The 15091-nt window shown below is 31.6% G+C and carries 13 protein-coding genes; 8 read left to right on the top strand and 5 right to left on the bottom strand.

Features of this window, described 5'->3' with window-relative positions; genetic code table 11:
- Positions 1–2: 2 nt before the first annotated feature.
- The 3 genes from LBP67_06505 (at position 3) to LBP67_06495 (ending at position 3381) form a co-directional block, all read left to right on the top strand.
- On the top strand, positions 3–1034 hold the full coding sequence (locus LBP67_06505) for a tetratricopeptide repeat protein (GenBank protein ID MDR2084627.1): 1032 nt from the start codon (positions 3–5) through the stop codon (positions 1032–1034).
- Complete coding sequence (locus tag LBP67_06500) at positions 1035–3017, top strand: tetratricopeptide repeat protein (GenBank protein MDR2084626.1); 1983 nt, start codon at positions 1035–1037, stop codon at positions 3015–3017. It abuts the gene before it with no gap.
- A gap of 82 nt (positions 3018–3099) precedes the next feature.
- The gene (locus LBP67_06495) at positions 3100–3381 is read left to right on the top strand and encodes an RNA-binding protein (protein MDR2084625.1); all 282 of its coding nucleotides are present in this window, start codon (positions 3100–3102) and stop codon (positions 3379–3381) included.
- Between the two features lie 147 nt (positions 3382–3528).
- On the opposite strand, the gene LBP67_06490 is transcribed toward LBP67_06495, so the two are convergent.
- A complete protein-coding gene (locus LBP67_06490; protein ID MDR2084624.1) occupies positions 3529–6960 on the bottom strand; it encodes an AAA family ATPase in 3432 nt (1143 codons plus the stop codon).
- 104 nt (positions 6961–7064) lie between these two features.
- Positions 7065–7919, bottom strand: a complete 855-nt coding sequence (locus LBP67_06485) for a helix-turn-helix domain-containing protein (GenBank protein ID MDR2084623.1) — start codon at positions 7917–7919, stop codon at positions 7065–7067.
- A gap of 391 nt (positions 7920–8310) precedes the next feature.
- On the opposite strand from LBP67_06485, the gene LBP67_06480 reads away from it, so the two are divergent.
- Positions 8311–8910 carry a hypothetical protein gene (locus LBP67_06480; protein ID MDR2084622.1) on the top strand — a complete coding sequence of 200 codons (600 nt, stop codon included), beginning with the start codon at positions 8311–8313 and terminating at the stop codon, positions 8908–8910.
- A 169-nt stretch (positions 8911–9079) separates the two neighbouring features.
- On the opposite strand, the gene LBP67_06475 is transcribed toward LBP67_06480, so the two are convergent.
- Positions 9080–10189, bottom strand: coding sequence for a beta-lactamase family protein (locus LBP67_06475; protein MDR2084621.1), 1110 nt, complete (start codon positions 10187–10189; stop codon positions 9080–9082).
- Positions 10171–10917, bottom strand: a complete 747-nt coding sequence (locus LBP67_06470; GenBank protein MDR2084620.1) for a hypothetical protein — start codon at positions 10915–10917, stop codon at positions 10171–10173. The genes LBP67_06475 and LBP67_06470 overlap by 19 nt, the downstream gene beginning before the upstream one ends.
- Positions 10918–11270: 353 nt before the next feature.
- Between LBP67_06470 and LBP67_06465 the strand changes: the two genes are divergently transcribed.
- From LBP67_06465 to LBP67_06450, 4 genes are read left to right on the top strand one after another with little or no spacing between them, the layout of a single operon-like run.
- A complete protein-coding gene (locus LBP67_06465) occupies positions 11271–12695 on the top strand; it encodes an HAD-IIIC family phosphatase (protein MDR2084619.1) in 1425 nt (474 codons plus the stop codon).
- A 1-nt stretch (position 12696) separates the two neighbouring features.
- Positions 12697–13500, top strand: a complete 804-nt coding sequence (locus LBP67_06460; protein MDR2084618.1) for a DUF488 domain-containing protein — start codon at positions 12697–12699, stop codon at positions 13498–13500.
- A complete protein-coding gene (locus LBP67_06455; GenBank protein ID MDR2084617.1) occupies positions 13493–13960 on the top strand; it encodes a DUF488 domain-containing protein in 468 nt (155 codons plus the stop codon). Before LBP67_06460 ends, LBP67_06455 begins: the two co-directional genes overlap by 8 nt.
- The gene (locus LBP67_06450) at positions 13957–14619 is read left to right on the top strand and encodes a hypothetical protein (GenBank protein MDR2084616.1); all 663 of its coding nucleotides are present in this window, start codon (positions 13957–13959) and stop codon (positions 14617–14619) included. Before LBP67_06455 ends, LBP67_06450 begins: the two co-directional genes overlap by 4 nt.
- A 147-nt stretch (positions 14620–14766) precedes the next feature.
- On the opposite strand, the gene LBP67_06445 is transcribed toward LBP67_06450, so the two are convergent.
- Positions 14767–15091, bottom strand: a 325-nt coding sequence (locus tag LBP67_06445; protein ID MDR2084615.1) for a transposase, incomplete at its 5' end; no start/stop codon positions are given.

Here is a 15091-nt window from a genome sequence, read left to right as displayed (position 1 = left end):
ATATGCCGAAGCGTGTATTGAAATTGCTGATAATTATTTTTTTGGCAATTCAATCAAACCTATTGACATCACAAAATGCAATTTTTGCATTTGAAAATTATAATAAGGGGGTAAGTTTATTCAAGATTTACGAGTATGACTCGGCAATCTATTATTTCAATGAAGCAATTAGATTGAAACCCGATTTGAATAAAGCTTATTACAATTTAGCTGTAACTTATTATACTAAAACGGATTATGCGAATAGTATAGTTGTAATGAACTCATACCTCCAATCTATTAAGAATAATAACAAGGCTTATTATCTTAAAGCTCGTGCATTTCATTTGATGAATGAAATAGATTCGGCATTTTATAATTATGATAAAGCAATCTCGGTAGGAAATAATTTACCGCAGGCATCTTTTTATAAAGGCTTAATATTATACGAAAGAAATGATTATTCTACGGCATTGAACTATTTTAATTCGGCAATTTCCCTTGATAATCAGAAAGGTATTTATTTTTATAACAGAGCATTAACATACGATAAATTGCAAGAATATGATAAGGCAATTGAAAATTATCTGTTGGCTTTGGAATTTCTTAATGATGATGTTGAAATAATTAATAATCTCGGTTATTGTTATTTTAAGAATAATAATTCAAAAGATGCTATTAAGTATTTGAAGGAAGCTTTGCAATTAGATCCTAATTATATTTCGGCTTATAATAATCTGGGATTGTTATATTTGAGTATGGATAATTTCAATGAAGCAATCTCATATTTCTCTACAGCTTTAGGAATAGAAAATAATAACTTAATATTAATGAATAATATAGGCGTTGCATATTATAAACTCGGTTATTTTGATAAAGCATTAAAAGAGTTTAATAATATTATTAATCGGGACGATACCGATAAAACGGCATATTTCAATAGAGGAAACGTTAAGGAGTTTCTTTTAAATATTGAAGGAGCCTGCGATGATTGGCAAAAAGCCTTGTTATTGGGAATTGATGAAAATATTATACCTTTAAATCTTTGTAAATAGATGAAGAAGCTTTTCTTAATAATATTTTTAATTGGCTGCATATCAAATATTTTCGCGCAGAATATTGAATTCGACAGTCAAAACTTTCCCGACAAAAAAATACGTAAAGAAGCATTAAATCTTATTAAGAAAGGAAATAAATATTATAATGCAAAATCTCCTGATTATCAAGAGGCTTTAAATTATTTCAGGCAAGCATATGAAATCAACCCGAACAATGCCGAACTTAATTATAAAATAGGAAAATGTATTCAGAAGAAAGATAAGAAAAATGGGTTAAAATACTTCGGATCCGCTAATTACTTATTTAAAAGCGCAAAAGCCGATTTAAACATGATTCAGGATAATATGTTGCTTTATGCTCAATCATTGCAATATAACTATAAATTTGATTCTGCAGTGATTATGTTCAATAATTGGCTTGATCTGATCAATAATAATAAAATTGAGAATCATGAACAACCTGAGCTCATTCATAAGTTTATTTCTCAATGTAAGGTCGGCGACAGCTTGATGAGGTATCCCACACGTTATATTATTAATAGACTGGATGAAACGGTTAATAGTGACTATTTTGACTTCTCTCCGGTTTCTTATTACGATACTTTAGCCTTTAATTCTAACAGACCTGTTGAAAATCAAAAGATAAAGAAAAACAAATCGGCTATAAGTAATATTTATATTAGCACAAAACAATCCGACGAAACATTTTCGGAAGCGAAACTTATAGGAAAACCTTTTTTTTCTTTGTATAATGATTTGATTACAGATATTTCTCCCGACGGCAAATATATTCTGGTTTCTCGTAACGGAGATATTTATTACTCAATGCGTGATGAAAATAATGAATGGTCGGAAATGAATTATCTGGGAAGTGATATAAATACAAGTAGCATGGAGGTTTATGCTTCGTTTTCAAAGGATATGCTTTTTATTTATTTTGCCAGTAATTGCGAAGGTGGTTACGGCGGGTTTGATATTTATCGTGCGGATCTTATTATCTTGCGAAACGGAGACCTACGCTGTGTCAACAAACAAAATCTCGGAGAGAATATCAATTCGAAATATGATGAAATCTCCATTTCATTCTCCAATTACAATAATAACATGTACATTGCTTCAAACGGAGAAAAATCAATGGGAGGTTTCGATATTTTTAAATCATTTCCGGAGGCAAATAATTGGTCGCCATTAATTAACATGGGCTATCCTTTAAATAGTACCGATGATGAGATGCATTTTATCAGGTCAGCTTCAAGCAGCAATGCCTACTTCACGAGATCTGATGAGAATTACAATGCGGGTATTTATTCCGTTGATATTGTTGATGTTGAAAATATTGTTTTAATAAAGGAATTTGAAACTGTTCCGCGGCATACATCTTTACAAGACGATAATCAGGTATTCGGATTTGAAGATGAAGTAAAAATAAGCTCTTATGTAATGTGCTTAGTAAAGGGATATGTAAAAGATGCCGAAAACCTGTCGCCATTATCTCTTAGAATTGATGTAATGGATAACAAAACACTTAACATTGTTGCATCTTTCGAAACTCATCCTTCAAACGGAATGTATTCCATATCACTTCCTTCGGGAACAAATTACGGATTGATTCTTAAAGACAGCGTTTATATGTTTTGTTCTCAAGAAATTCAAATTCCGGGAACATCGGTTTATAAAGTTATTAATGAAGATATATATATTCCCAAAACAAGTCAGGATAGATTTATACTTTTAGAGAATATTTCATTTCTTAAAGGTACCGACAGATTTAACAGTGAAAAATCTCAGGGAGAATTATTTCGGATCTTTAAGGTTCTGGAAGAAAATTCTTATCTGAATATAGAAATCATCGGTAAATTTTCATATACATCAAAAATCTTAGCTTATCTTGTCAGAAACGGAATTGCGCAAGAAAGAATTACATATAAACCGCCATTAACAGGAATGAACGATAATATTACAGTACGATTTTTCAAATAAAAATAAAAAAATCAATAAAATAGCATTCCTTATAAGAAAAAAATTATACCTTTGCCGTAATTTATTAATTTATTTTTACAAAATGAACATTTTTATTGGAAGCTTGCCTTATAAAGTTAAGGACAGCGATTTAAAACAACTCTTCGAAGAGTATGGAGAAGTGAACTCAGCAAAAGTTATTACAGACAGACAAACAGGAAGAAGCAAAGGTTTCGGTTTTGTTGACATGCCTGATGACGAATTAGCTAAAAGAGCAATCAATGAACTTAATGGCACTGAAATTCAAGGCCGTACTATAGTCGTTAATGAAGCTAACGAAAGAGAAGAAAGAAGTAATAGATATAATGACAGAAAAAAGTATTAAAACTAAATAGTTTTTATCTTATTACTTAAAAACCGTGTTATCTTGTAATGCGGTTTTTTTGTTACCCTGAATGCAAGACACAACCATAGCCGGTTCCGTTACCACTACTCGCAGTATATTATGTTAGGACCGTTATTATCTGAAATTTTAATGGAAACCTATTTTCCTTCTGCCGCCAACCGAATAATTCAGGCCTTTCCAGGTAAAGCTCTCCACATCTTCAGCAATAACAACACCCTTAATATCAACATTTCCTTCACTTTCCCTCAACTGTGTAATCCTGATAATAGCTTGTGAAAGCATTGTCATTGTCCGAGCATTTGCATAATCCAAACTCTTCTCATCGCATAAACAGGAAATATAAGATTGCATATGTTTCTCGGATTCCTCATCAAAAGAATAACCTTCATTGTTGAGCAAAATCTTTAAAATATCCATTAATTCGTCTTTATTATAATCTTCGAACAATAGAGTATAATCAAAAGCCTGAATACCGCTGTTAATTAAACTGCTTACCAAAGTTTTACCAATTTCATTTTCTGCAATAACCAAAGCCATCTTATCTTCGGATTCCGCAGTAAGCAAAGATAATTTATGACGCAGCCTGTCGCTATCGAAGAAATTATCCCTGTTTTTAAACATCGGTGCGTCACCATCAATGAAGAGCAATCCGTTTTCGGCGCGCTTAATCGCACTCTTTAAAATATCTTCGACAAGAAAATCGGGAACGTTGTAAATTTGTTCAGCTTTTAATTCGACAACATGACCTTTTTTCAATAAGTGCATGCCTTTGAAGATTTCAGCAATAATCTCGGCTACAGTGCTTTTACCGGTACCGGTATTTCCGGAGAAAGTCCAATTATATTTTATATGATACAAAATATCTTTACCTTGTTCACTTTGATAGCGGGCAACTTTAACAAAATCATGAATACATTCTTTTATTTGATTCATTCCAACCAAAGAATCCAATCTTTTCAATGCATTATTAATCATTTCATTATCAAAAATATTCATATCTGTAAAAGAAGCAATTTCATGGGAAGTTATCGGCACATCTTCCGCTAAAATCGTAGAAAGCGTTTCCTTATTTTTAAATGCTTCCTCGCCCATTTGCATAAGTCGGCGACTCATATTCGGAATTATCTGTGTTGAAACCAAGCGTACGATAAAACGTGCATTTCCGAAATGTTCGTCACGATTTGAATAAGCTTTGTTTACACTGGCTCTTAATGCTTCTTTTGCGCCTTCGGAAAGATCATAGCCGCTTTTCCTAATGTAGGAATAACCTATCTGCAGTAATTCTTCCGCAGTATAATCTTCGAAATTGAAGGTGTACGGAAATCTTGATTTCAAACCGGGATTACTGCTGAGCATTGTATCCATTTCTTTAGGATATCCGGCGAGAATTACAATCATATCTATTTCATCCTGAGATAAAACGGTTAGTAACGACTCGATAACACGATTACCGTAATCATTATTCGACCCTTTTTCATCGCCCACAAAAAGATTGTATGCTTCGTCAATAAAAAGAACATTACCTCTTGCGCTTTGTAACACAGCTTTCATATTTGATTCGGTATCACCGATATATTTTCCTACTAAAGTCGTACGTTCAGCCTTTATTACATCGCCATTAGATAAAACTCCCATAGAAGCGTAAATTTTTCCTATCAAATTGGCAACTGTAGTTTTTCCTGTTCCCGGATTTCCGGTGAAAACCATGTGTAGCGGCGGAATCGTCGTATGAATTCCCATCGAAGAGCGAGCCTTAACAAACTTTACAAAGTTCAAATGGTCTTCTATTTGTTTTTTCAAATCATTCAAACCTGTCATTTCATTAAGTTTTTGAATTGAATTTTCATAACCTTCAATTTCCAGAACAGGAATATCGCACCTTTCAATTGTAGAATAAATAACCGCATCCGCATCTGGAATCTTGAGAACTCGTTCTGCAAGGGCAGGAACAATTTCCTTCTCCAAGAGATTAATAATAAATCTGCCGTTTTCAAAACTTTCATCACGAATGCTATATTGGCGCTTTACGTGTAATTGTAAAGCTTCCTTCGCCTCATCGGTAAAAGTATATTTATTATTTTTACAATATTTATCAGCAATTTGCATCAATTCATCGACATTAAAATCATGAAAATGATAAACATTAGGAATTCTGGATCTAAGCCCTTGATTTGAATTTAGTAACTCGGACATAGGTTGCGGATATCCCGCTAAAATAAGCATCCAGTCACGGTCGTTTTCATCAGCTAAAGCCGTCATTAAAGTTTCGAGCACGCGCGGACCCGGGTCTTTCGGATCATGACGAGTATATAGATTGTATGCTTCATCAATAACCAATACTCCGCCTTTTGCTTTTTCCAAAGCTTTGAGCGTACGTTCATTTTCAGAACCGTAAAACTGACCTATCAGGGTACTTCTTTCTTCAAAAACCACATGACCTTTACTCAACAAGCCCAAATCTCTGAATGCCGACCCTATCATATGGGCTACCGTAGTTTTTCCCGTACCCGGATTACCGATAAATACCGCATGAAGCGGGAAACTTTTTGTAGGCAAACCAAGAGCTTTACGATTTATATTATACTTAACTCTGTCGCTGTATTTTTGCAAGGTTTCCTTTACTTCATTCAAGCCTATTAAGGAATTGATCTGTTCAAAAGTATCATTTGTTTCATTATTAGGTAAAACAATACTTCCGGCAGAACGTTTATCCGTAAAAATCATATCTTTATTGTAGATACTTTCAATATCTCTGTCACTAACATCAAACGAAGCAACTACCATCTTTTCATTCAGAAAATCTATTTCAATCTTATAATTTCCCTTTTCCCAAACGAAATTCGAATCTTCCCCTATATTTTCAATAATATTTATAAAATTATTATTCTCATCTTCATCTGTTAAGCACAATTCGGATTTATTAGACATCTTTTGAATTATTCTTCCGGTCGAATCATATACTCGAGCAAAAAGTTCATATTTCCAATCTCTATCCAATCTACTGCTTCCGCCAAAAATCATACATATATTATCCAAATCGGAAATATCAAAACAGCTTTGAGAATTTTGATTACTAATATCCAGTTCCTTTTGTTTTGTTTTTTTATAAAGCCCGAATAATTCGAAATCAAGACATTGTAAATATGTTTCAGGCAAATCTACAATGCTGAAATTTACATGGGCTAAAGAGTTATTTGTTCCCTTAACCGGAGCATCAGGATTATAAATACCCAAAGCGTATTCGCCTTCGGGGAGAGATAAATCATTGAAAATCTGTGTTACATTAAAATATGCGGCTCTATAAACAGACCATGTTAAGTTTAAAGTGAGTAGAAATTCGAAATCCTTATCATTTATTAAAAACAACCGCAATTCGTACGAACCTTCACTGAAACCATATTCGGGCGAAGGGTCAACAATCTTCACCATCGTATGAAGATTTTTTCCTTCGGTTTTTCTAAATACACTTCTAACAAAATTTTCCGGATTATCGGATGTTGTTACAGAATTATTGTAATCCACTTCTATTGAAAGGAAATTAATGTTTTTATTACTCATAAACTCAATTAAAAGTTAAATTTTTAAAAAGGCAAATATATGAAATAATTACAAATTGGGAATGGTTAAGCGATCATTGTTTAACACAGAAATAAAATACAGTTTTATCTTAATTCTCTATCTCTTTTTCTAACATTTCCCGGAGTGTTATGAAAATATTTCTTACAGAAGTTATGAAAATGTGCCGGTGATGAGAAATCAAATTCAAAGGCTATTTCGGCAAAAGTTTTATTTGTACAATTAATTTCATGATAAACATCTTTTGCCCTTTGATGTTGTTTCCATTGGTAGGCAGTTTCACCAAAAACTTTTTTAAAACGCTTCTCGAATCCCGATAAGCTATAATTCCATGTCTCTGCTAATTCCTTTACGTTTGCAACCTTTTTATATTGCCTAAAAACTTGAACAGCGAAATCAAAATCACTATTTAAAATCGGATAGAAAAAATTATTAAGATCTTCCTTTGTATAAAAGGTCCTTAAAAGAAAAAAGAATTCTTTAATTTTTATTTCCAAAAAATATGAACATCTGATCCCAACAGTCATATATTTCTGTAACATTACAAAAAAGTCCTTAATCAACTTATTACTTTTAAGAATATATGGGCTGGGGTCATTTCTTTCAATTTTATTATTGTAAAGTTTTTCAAAAGAAAAATGATCGCAAAAAGTAAGATCGGTTCTCAAAACAAAAAACATAACGGTTGAATTCTGCAATACATTAATAACACATTTTGAATGATGAGGATGTAATAATATATCGCCCGGATTAAATTTATTATTTAATATTTCGCCGTATGAAAAACTCATTTCTCCGGACATTAGTATTGCTATAAGATTATTCGGAGGTTTAATCTCAATAATTTCACCCCTATTATAAGATTTCAAATTTATCAGCGCATCTTCTTCGGTGCTGTAATTAAAACATTTTAAATGTTCATCTTGGTATAAAACTTTCATATAAAAAAATAAATTAATTTGTTGATTATGAGTTTAATTCATAGCCATATATATAATTCAACCGATTTAATTGTCGATTGACAATGATGATTTAATATTCGTATAACGAAGATATCTACATAAAGTTATTTAATCATAAAAATAATTAATAATTTCAATTTATAAATGCGGAGAGATTATAATTTATTAATTATGAGAATATAAAATTGGAAGAATCATTTTGAGTGAAAAGATTTATAACGTTTCTTTTCATACTTTCGTATAAATAGAAAATAATTTTTACTTTTGGATTATATGAGAATTTTATTTATTTTCGTAAAATTAATTTTTCATTGAATTGAAATTGCTGAAAAACTTTAGATTTACTGTTAAATTTTAAAATATACTTATTATGAAAAACAAAATCAACATTAAAACAATCATCACATTAATGGTGATTACCATTCCTTTTATTTTTCAAAGTTGCATAATGTCGAGCCGGATTATTCAAGAAAGTGATGTAGTATATTCCACAAAAAGAGTTTCATTCAGGCATACAACTAAAGACAGAAACCGTAAAACACCCCTTTTGTATCTGGATCAGACTTTTGTGAAAGAAATAAAAGGAAATAAAGAAACTTATCGCGTTTATGACGCTCTGAATTTAGCAAGCCGCGGCTTTAAACTTGACGATAAGGTATTCTTAATCGCAGATGGAGAAATATTCAACATCAATATTGAAAATAAAGAATATGAATTTTCCAGAAGAATTTCGGAAAACAAATCCGATGTTATGACGGCAGACTCCACAACTATTTCCGTTGTTACGGGCTTTTCGGAAGATAACAGAAAAATAACGCGGTTCAGCTATAAATTAACCGATGATATGGTTTCCAAAATCAGAAATTCAAATCAAATAATATTTCGTTATTATGCCGGTCCGAGTATGATATCCGTAAAATTACGGAATAATGATTTGAAAAAATTGAAAAAGCTTATTGAAATAAGATAGTAAAATTATGTCCGATTGTGTAATTCATGAATCGGATTAGCAAATATAAGTATCGATAACGCATAAGTTAATAGAAACTTATGCGTTTTTGATAAACAATAGAATACCTTTTTAAATTAAAATTTCCTATTAAAATAGTATTTACTGTTAACAGATTTATTTTCGGAAATTATTCGTAAATCGTTTCTTTTATCATGTCGAATACCTCAAGACTTTTCTCCAATGAAAACATATATTTACCTTGCGTATTAGGTTCGGAGGTAATTACCACCATCAGATTTTTTCCGGAATCAATAAATACAAACTGTCCGCCATGACCATACATAAAAACAATATCCCTTTCAATATCTATCCACCAGTAATAACCGAAAGATTTTCCGACATTTGTATGTTCAACTTCAACACTCGTCATTCTTTCAATCCATTCTTCCGAGACAATCCGTTTTCCATTCCACATTCCTTTATTCAAAATGCACTGTCCGATTTTCGCAAGCTCGCGCGGTGTCATTAAAATACCAAAGGCGCCCATTGTAATGTTATCTTTATAAACAATCCAATCCCAGTTTTTTATATTCAATTGCGAGAAAAGAACCGTATTTGCCCAATCCTTAACAGTTGCGCCGGTTTGCTTTTGGATAATTGCCGAAATTATATGGGGATCGCCGTCGTTATAATTGAAAACCGTACCTTGAGGATTCTGCATCTGCAAAGAAAGTACAAAATTCAGACTATTATCGGGAATTTGTCGCAAAAGTTGGGCTGACTGACCGTTAAAGCCATCATTTTCAAAAGCAATTCCGGATTGCATCGTCAATAAATTATCAATAGAAATATCAGCTTTATCTGGGAAATTATCAACAATCTGCGGCAGGTAATAACTTATTTTATCGTCTGTTGAAACAATAAATCCGGAATCAATTGCAATTCCCGTAAGCAATCCCAAAACCTGTTTCGTACACGACCAGATTGCGGCCGGTTCCGTTTTATCACTTTCGGATTTTGTATAACTTTCCGAAATTAACTTATCATTTTTGAAAACCAAAAGACTCCGCACTTGCCACAAGTCGTTGTTTTCATGGAAATAACGATAAATATCTTCCAGTTTTTTTTCATCCATTTGTTCATCATAAGGCGAAGAAATAATCCAACCGTCATTGAGCGTTTCGGGAACAAAAGTAACAAATTCCGTTTTCAGTTTTTCTTCCTTCAAACACGAAGTAAAACAGAAACAGACAATTATCAATAATAAATATTTTATTTTTAAAACGAAAACTTCCATCGCAAATAATAAATTAATTTTTGAAAACGCACACCGAAATAAACATCCTCATAATCCGCACCTAATGCAAAAGAATGTTTCCCGGAAATATTTGGAATATAAGTTATTGAAATTTGAGTATGATTATATTTGTCGAAACTTCCGAATTTCAAATCTTGATGTGCAAACTTAATAAAATCGACAAATTTCAGCGAATAGAAATACGGATCATTTTTTTCCGGACGAGAAACAAATCCCAGCAAAGAATTAGTAAACAGAACATTAACAAGTTGATTTTTCCACTTATATGAATACTCGATTTGCGGCGATAATCCGATTTCGGTAAACCAGAAAAGATGCCCGCTATGTAAATCCGGATAGGCCTGATAATTGTAATTTGTTGCGAAATTGCCGCCGACTTTAAGTTCGTGCGCATTTCTCTCAAAAACCGTAGCAACAAACGTAACATTAACCGGACTAAGATCAAAATTCACTGCTGTCATTTTTCTATCAAAAGAAACTCCTATCGCTACTTCCGGCTGATAAGAAATTTCAAACTTAGAAAATGACCACGATTTTTTATATTGAAAATCAAACTGCACACCATCAAACACCATTCCTTGATTAAACTCTTCCTTCAACTGCAAAAATCCCGAAGCAATCGAAAATTCATTTCCGTTTTGCGCCAAACCTTTAATACTTACAAAAAGCAAGACTATGAAAATAAGTTTAAAAAGTTGATTTTTCATTTCGCGAAAGTATGAAAATTTACAGACAAATTGACAAAACTTACAGAATTAATAAATTGATATTAAAAACATGATGATAATTGAATTAGTGAAAAAGATTAAAAAACATTATATATTTTTATAGAATTTTCTTACCTTTGCGAAGTTGTTTTTTTAACAGACGAAGTACACATAAAAAACCGATTTAACAACTAAATATGTGATTATGAGAGAAAGAAGGAATTTTTATGGAATGCTAGACGAAATAGAGGTGCGTGTATTTATGAGTTATGTGCAATGGTAAAATGACAACGGTGCAACAAAAAACGAATGCGATAAAACAGAAAAAACTTGCTAAAAAACGACATTAAGGAATGACTAAATCAGAAAAAACAAGAAACGAAATGATGAAAATTGACAACGCATTTCTACGAGTTTATATAAATGACTTTGTCAAAAAATTTCGCGATTACAATACAGATGAATTTGTTGTTGCTATAAAAGGACTTAATAAGTTTATTATAAAAGACGATACGGTTTTAGTTAGCTTGATTGAAGAACTTAGACAGAACAATTTTACGATAGAAAATGATGGCAACCAAGAAAGTATTAATGAAATCGACATTACTTGCAAAAACATAACAAAGAATACGTCATACAACTTCAAATATCAAATTCAAAATCTACCTTCTATTGTTGAACTTTCAAGTAGAACAGACATATCGGTTGTTGGAATAATTATTATGAGGATTATTGAACAGATAATAAGCAAATTAAAAGTATTATATAAAGCGATAGTACTTGATTTAGATGACACATTATGGTTGGGAACCCTTTCCGAAATTGGAATAGATAAGATAAAAGAAAATTTGCAATCGGAACAAGGGTCTCCTTTTATCGCATTTATGAAATTTGTTAAATCTTTGGCCAATGAATTAGGCATTTTTATTGCAATTTGTTCAAGAAATGATTCTAAAATGGTTGAATCAACAATAGAAAAATTAGATGACAACACTTTTCCATTAAAAAATCAGATTGATTACATTATTGCTAATAATAACATTAAAAGTGAAAATATTAGAAAAATAGCGGGACAACTCTCCATTTTACCAAATTCAATCGTATTTATTGACGATAATCAAATAGTTAGAGATGAAGTGAAACTTAAATTACCAGAAGTATTTGTACCTGAATGGACAAATCATAATGAATTAATAAATCAATTAATTGCTGGTTGTATATTTGAAAGAATTGAGTTGTCGTTAAATTCGCAGAGTAGAAGAAAACAATACAAAATAATTAAAACGGAACGGTCTCAAAACTCTTTACCTACACTAAATGTCAAAATAATCAGTGATGACAAACATACTGAATCCATAAAATTGTACTCTAAATCAAACCAATTTAAATTCTCTAAGAATGATGATGAGTTTGATTGTGATGCAAAATCAGTATATTTTGAAATATGTAGAGAAAATGGTGAAAATTTGGGAATCTGCTCAGCAATCACTTATAAACTTACATATGACACATTTCTCATTCACAACTGGGCAATAAGTTGCAGATATTTTGAAATAGGACTTGAAGAGTTTATTTTGATATACATACATAATATTGCTAAAGCAAGTAAAATATTCATTAATTTTCAACATTCAGAGTACAACCAAAAAGTTAGTGAACTGTTGGCTAAATATTCAGATGTTTTTAAGAATAACGACAAAAACGATATAATTGAAATTATATTTACAAATGAAATTGTACACAATATTACCCAAAACACGAACTTAAGAGAGTTATAAAATGGAAAAACGAAAATTATACACTTTGGGCTACACCTTATTTCAAAATGGAGCTGTTATTGACATTGAAAAAATGTTCAAAACATTAAAAGAATTTAATGTTACTCATTTGATTGATGTTCGCTCTATGCCATATTCCAAGCAGTATCCACAATGTAATGCCGACAATTTAAAAGCTGCAAGTAAACATTTCTCCATTTCATATGGTCATATGCCAGAACTGGGAGCAAAAGCAAGTCCAACGCAAGATGTTTTTTCTAAAGCTACTGATATATTTTTTGAAAGCATATTTCCTATTTCAAAAAGCAACCGACCAGAAGATACAGAACTTTATGCTGATGAAGAGATAGTTGATTTTCAAAAATTTAGAAGAAATGAATATTTTTCCGATGGAATAAAAAGAATAGAAACAGCGTATGATAATAATTACAAGCTTGCCCTTATATGTAGCGAGAAAAGACCAATTGACTGTCATAGGTATTTTTTAGTAAGCAAAAAGATCGAACAAAAGTTTGGAGAATGGTTAGATATAGAACATATCATTAAAAATCAAAATGGTAATATTGAAACTGTCTCCAATGAAAATATAAATAAACAGTTATCAGAAATAGTATTAAATAAATCTGAAATAAAAAAAATAGATGTTTTAAATTCTTCAATTTTTGAACCAGCGAAAATTGATAATTATTTTGGAAAAACTCAACAAGAAAAGATAAATGACTTCTGTGACCGTTACTGGAATTTAATGCACGGATGGAAAAAAGCAAAAAATACTAACAATCAAAAATTCGAAGAATATGATTAATTTATTTAACATTGGTTTTACTCAGAAAACAGCAGAAGAGTTTTTTGGGATTTTGAAAAAAAATAAAATTGATTGTCTTGTTGACATTCGATTAAATCCTAACGGACAACTGTCACGCTTTGCCTTTGAAAAGGATTTGCCTTTCTTTTTGGATAAATTAGTTGACGGTTGCAAATATGTTCATAGAGTTGACTTAGCACCACAAAATGAATTATTAAAAGAAGTAAGAACCAAAGGTTCTGCTATGAGTAAAGATTATAAATTGTTTGAAAAAGAGTTTAATCAATACTTAGAAAAAAAATCAAAAATTGGGAATTTTGTAGAGCAGTTTAAAAATTATCATAATGTTGTTTTACTCTGTTCAGAACATACAACAGAAAAATGCCATAGGAGATTAGTCAGTAATATGTTGCTTAACAAATTTAGTAAGGATATTAAATTTGGAGGAAATTTGAAATGAGAAAGAGAGTACTACTAATGGCAGTCAGTTGTAAAGCTGGCGGCTTATGTCCTGGTGGACTTGATTTAGATGACCCAAGTAAATGGATTAGAATAGTAAAAGATGATGGTCATGCAGGTGCGGTTCAAGGACATGAAATTGACTTTGCAAAACCTCTTGATATTATTGAGTTTGATGGTAGACCAAAGCCACAAGGTAAGCAACAAGAGAATTGGATTATTGATAATAGTTCTTGCAAGAACAAGAGTAAAGGACGCTTGAATAATGGAAACGGAACCGAGAAGGAGATTCTTGATTGGGCATATCAAAAATACGCTTACAAAGGTTTTTGGGGTAATTATAGACCATTTTTAAATGAACAAGAATTTGCTGCTGTAAGTGAGCCTTCAGAATCGATAATGAGAGTGTCAAATGTGAGAATTTATCAAAATAATTGGAACAAGGCAAAAATTGATTTTAAATTGACTGGTGCTCAACACACAATTATTGGAGTTTCTATGACAGACCAAGATTTTTATAACAGAATAAAAGAGGAAGATATTACTTTTGACAATGCATATATTATAACTTCAATTCCTAAAGAAATTGATGACTGGGTTAATCCTAATACTGGTGAAAAACAAGCATATAAATTTGTAAGTAAAATTTTCGAAATTTAGATTGACAAAGAACCACAGCACACAACAAGCGTAACTGTTGCACAACTTCCAAAATTCATCAATAATTATTAGAACAGGTAAAATTTCGGTTTAAAATAAGGCATTTTAAGCGATCCTATTTTTGTAACCGGATTGTTTTTCCCAAAACTATATAGGCTTAAATCGAAGGGAAATAAGCCTGATAAGACCTAAACTAAATAAATCGGAGGTTTCCTGCATTTTATCTATAATTGGAGCGTAGTTTACCTGAACCTGCGACTTTTTTACACGGAATTTCATCATTTTCTTCAGGTTATAGCACAGCGATGCCATAAGCACGTGCTTTTCGGCTTGCCCGATGCCACGGGCATAGATTTTTCTCATGCCGGTAAAATTGAGTAGTGTTCCCAGAACAGGTTCTACCGTTGAGCTGCGTTTTCGTATCATTTGTTTGGCATATTTCTCATTTTCAATAAATTTATTGTGTTGTCGT

The organism is Bacteroidales bacterium, assembly GCA_031276035.1.
Lineage (GTDB): Bacteria > Bacteroidota > Bacteroidia > Bacteroidales > BM520 > RGIG7150.
Note: the sequence above shows the minus strand (reverse complement) of the source record. Positions and strands in the feature narration are given on the sequence as shown.

Excerpts from the sequence above, each read along its gene's own strand:
- LBP67_06505 (MDR2084627.1), top strand. The coding sequence starts at position 3 with ATGCCGAAGCGTGTATTGAAATTGCTGATAATTATTTTTTTGGCAATT.
- LBP67_06500 (MDR2084626.1), top strand. The coding sequence starts at position 1,035 with ATGAAGAAGCTTTTCTTAATAATATTTTTAATTGGCTGCATATCAAAT.
- LBP67_06495 (MDR2084625.1), top strand. The coding sequence starts at position 3,100 with ATGAACATTTTTATTGGAAGCTTGCCTTATAAAGTTAAGGACAGCGAT.
- LBP67_06490 (MDR2084624.1), bottom strand. The coding sequence starts at position 6,960 with ATGAGTAATAAAAACATTAATTTCCTTTCAATAGAAGTGGATTACAAT.
- LBP67_06485 (MDR2084623.1), bottom strand. The coding sequence starts at position 7,919 with ATGAAAGTTTTATACCAAGATGAACATTTAAAATGTTTTAATTACAGC.
- LBP67_06480 (MDR2084622.1), top strand. The coding sequence starts at position 8,311 with ATGAAAAACAAAATCAACATTAAAACAATCATCACATTAATGGTGATT.
- LBP67_06475 (MDR2084621.1), bottom strand. The coding sequence starts at position 10,189 with ATGGAAGTTTTCGTTTTAAAAATAAAATATTTATTATTGATAATTGTC.
- LBP67_06470 (MDR2084620.1), bottom strand. The coding sequence starts at position 10,917 with ATGAAAAATCAACTTTTTAAACTTATTTTCATAGTCTTGCTTTTTGTA.
- LBP67_06465 (MDR2084619.1), top strand. The coding sequence starts at position 11,271 with ATGACTAAATCAGAAAAAACAAGAAACGAAATGATGAAAATTGACAAC.
- LBP67_06460 (MDR2084618.1), top strand. The coding sequence starts at position 12,697 with ATGGAAAAACGAAAATTATACACTTTGGGCTACACCTTATTTCAAAAT.
- LBP67_06455 (MDR2084617.1), top strand. The coding sequence starts at position 13,493 with ATGATTAATTTATTTAACATTGGTTTTACTCAGAAAACAGCAGAAGAG.
- LBP67_06450 (MDR2084616.1), top strand. The coding sequence starts at position 13,957 with ATGAGAAAGAGAGTACTACTAATGGCAGTCAGTTGTAAAGCTGGCGGC.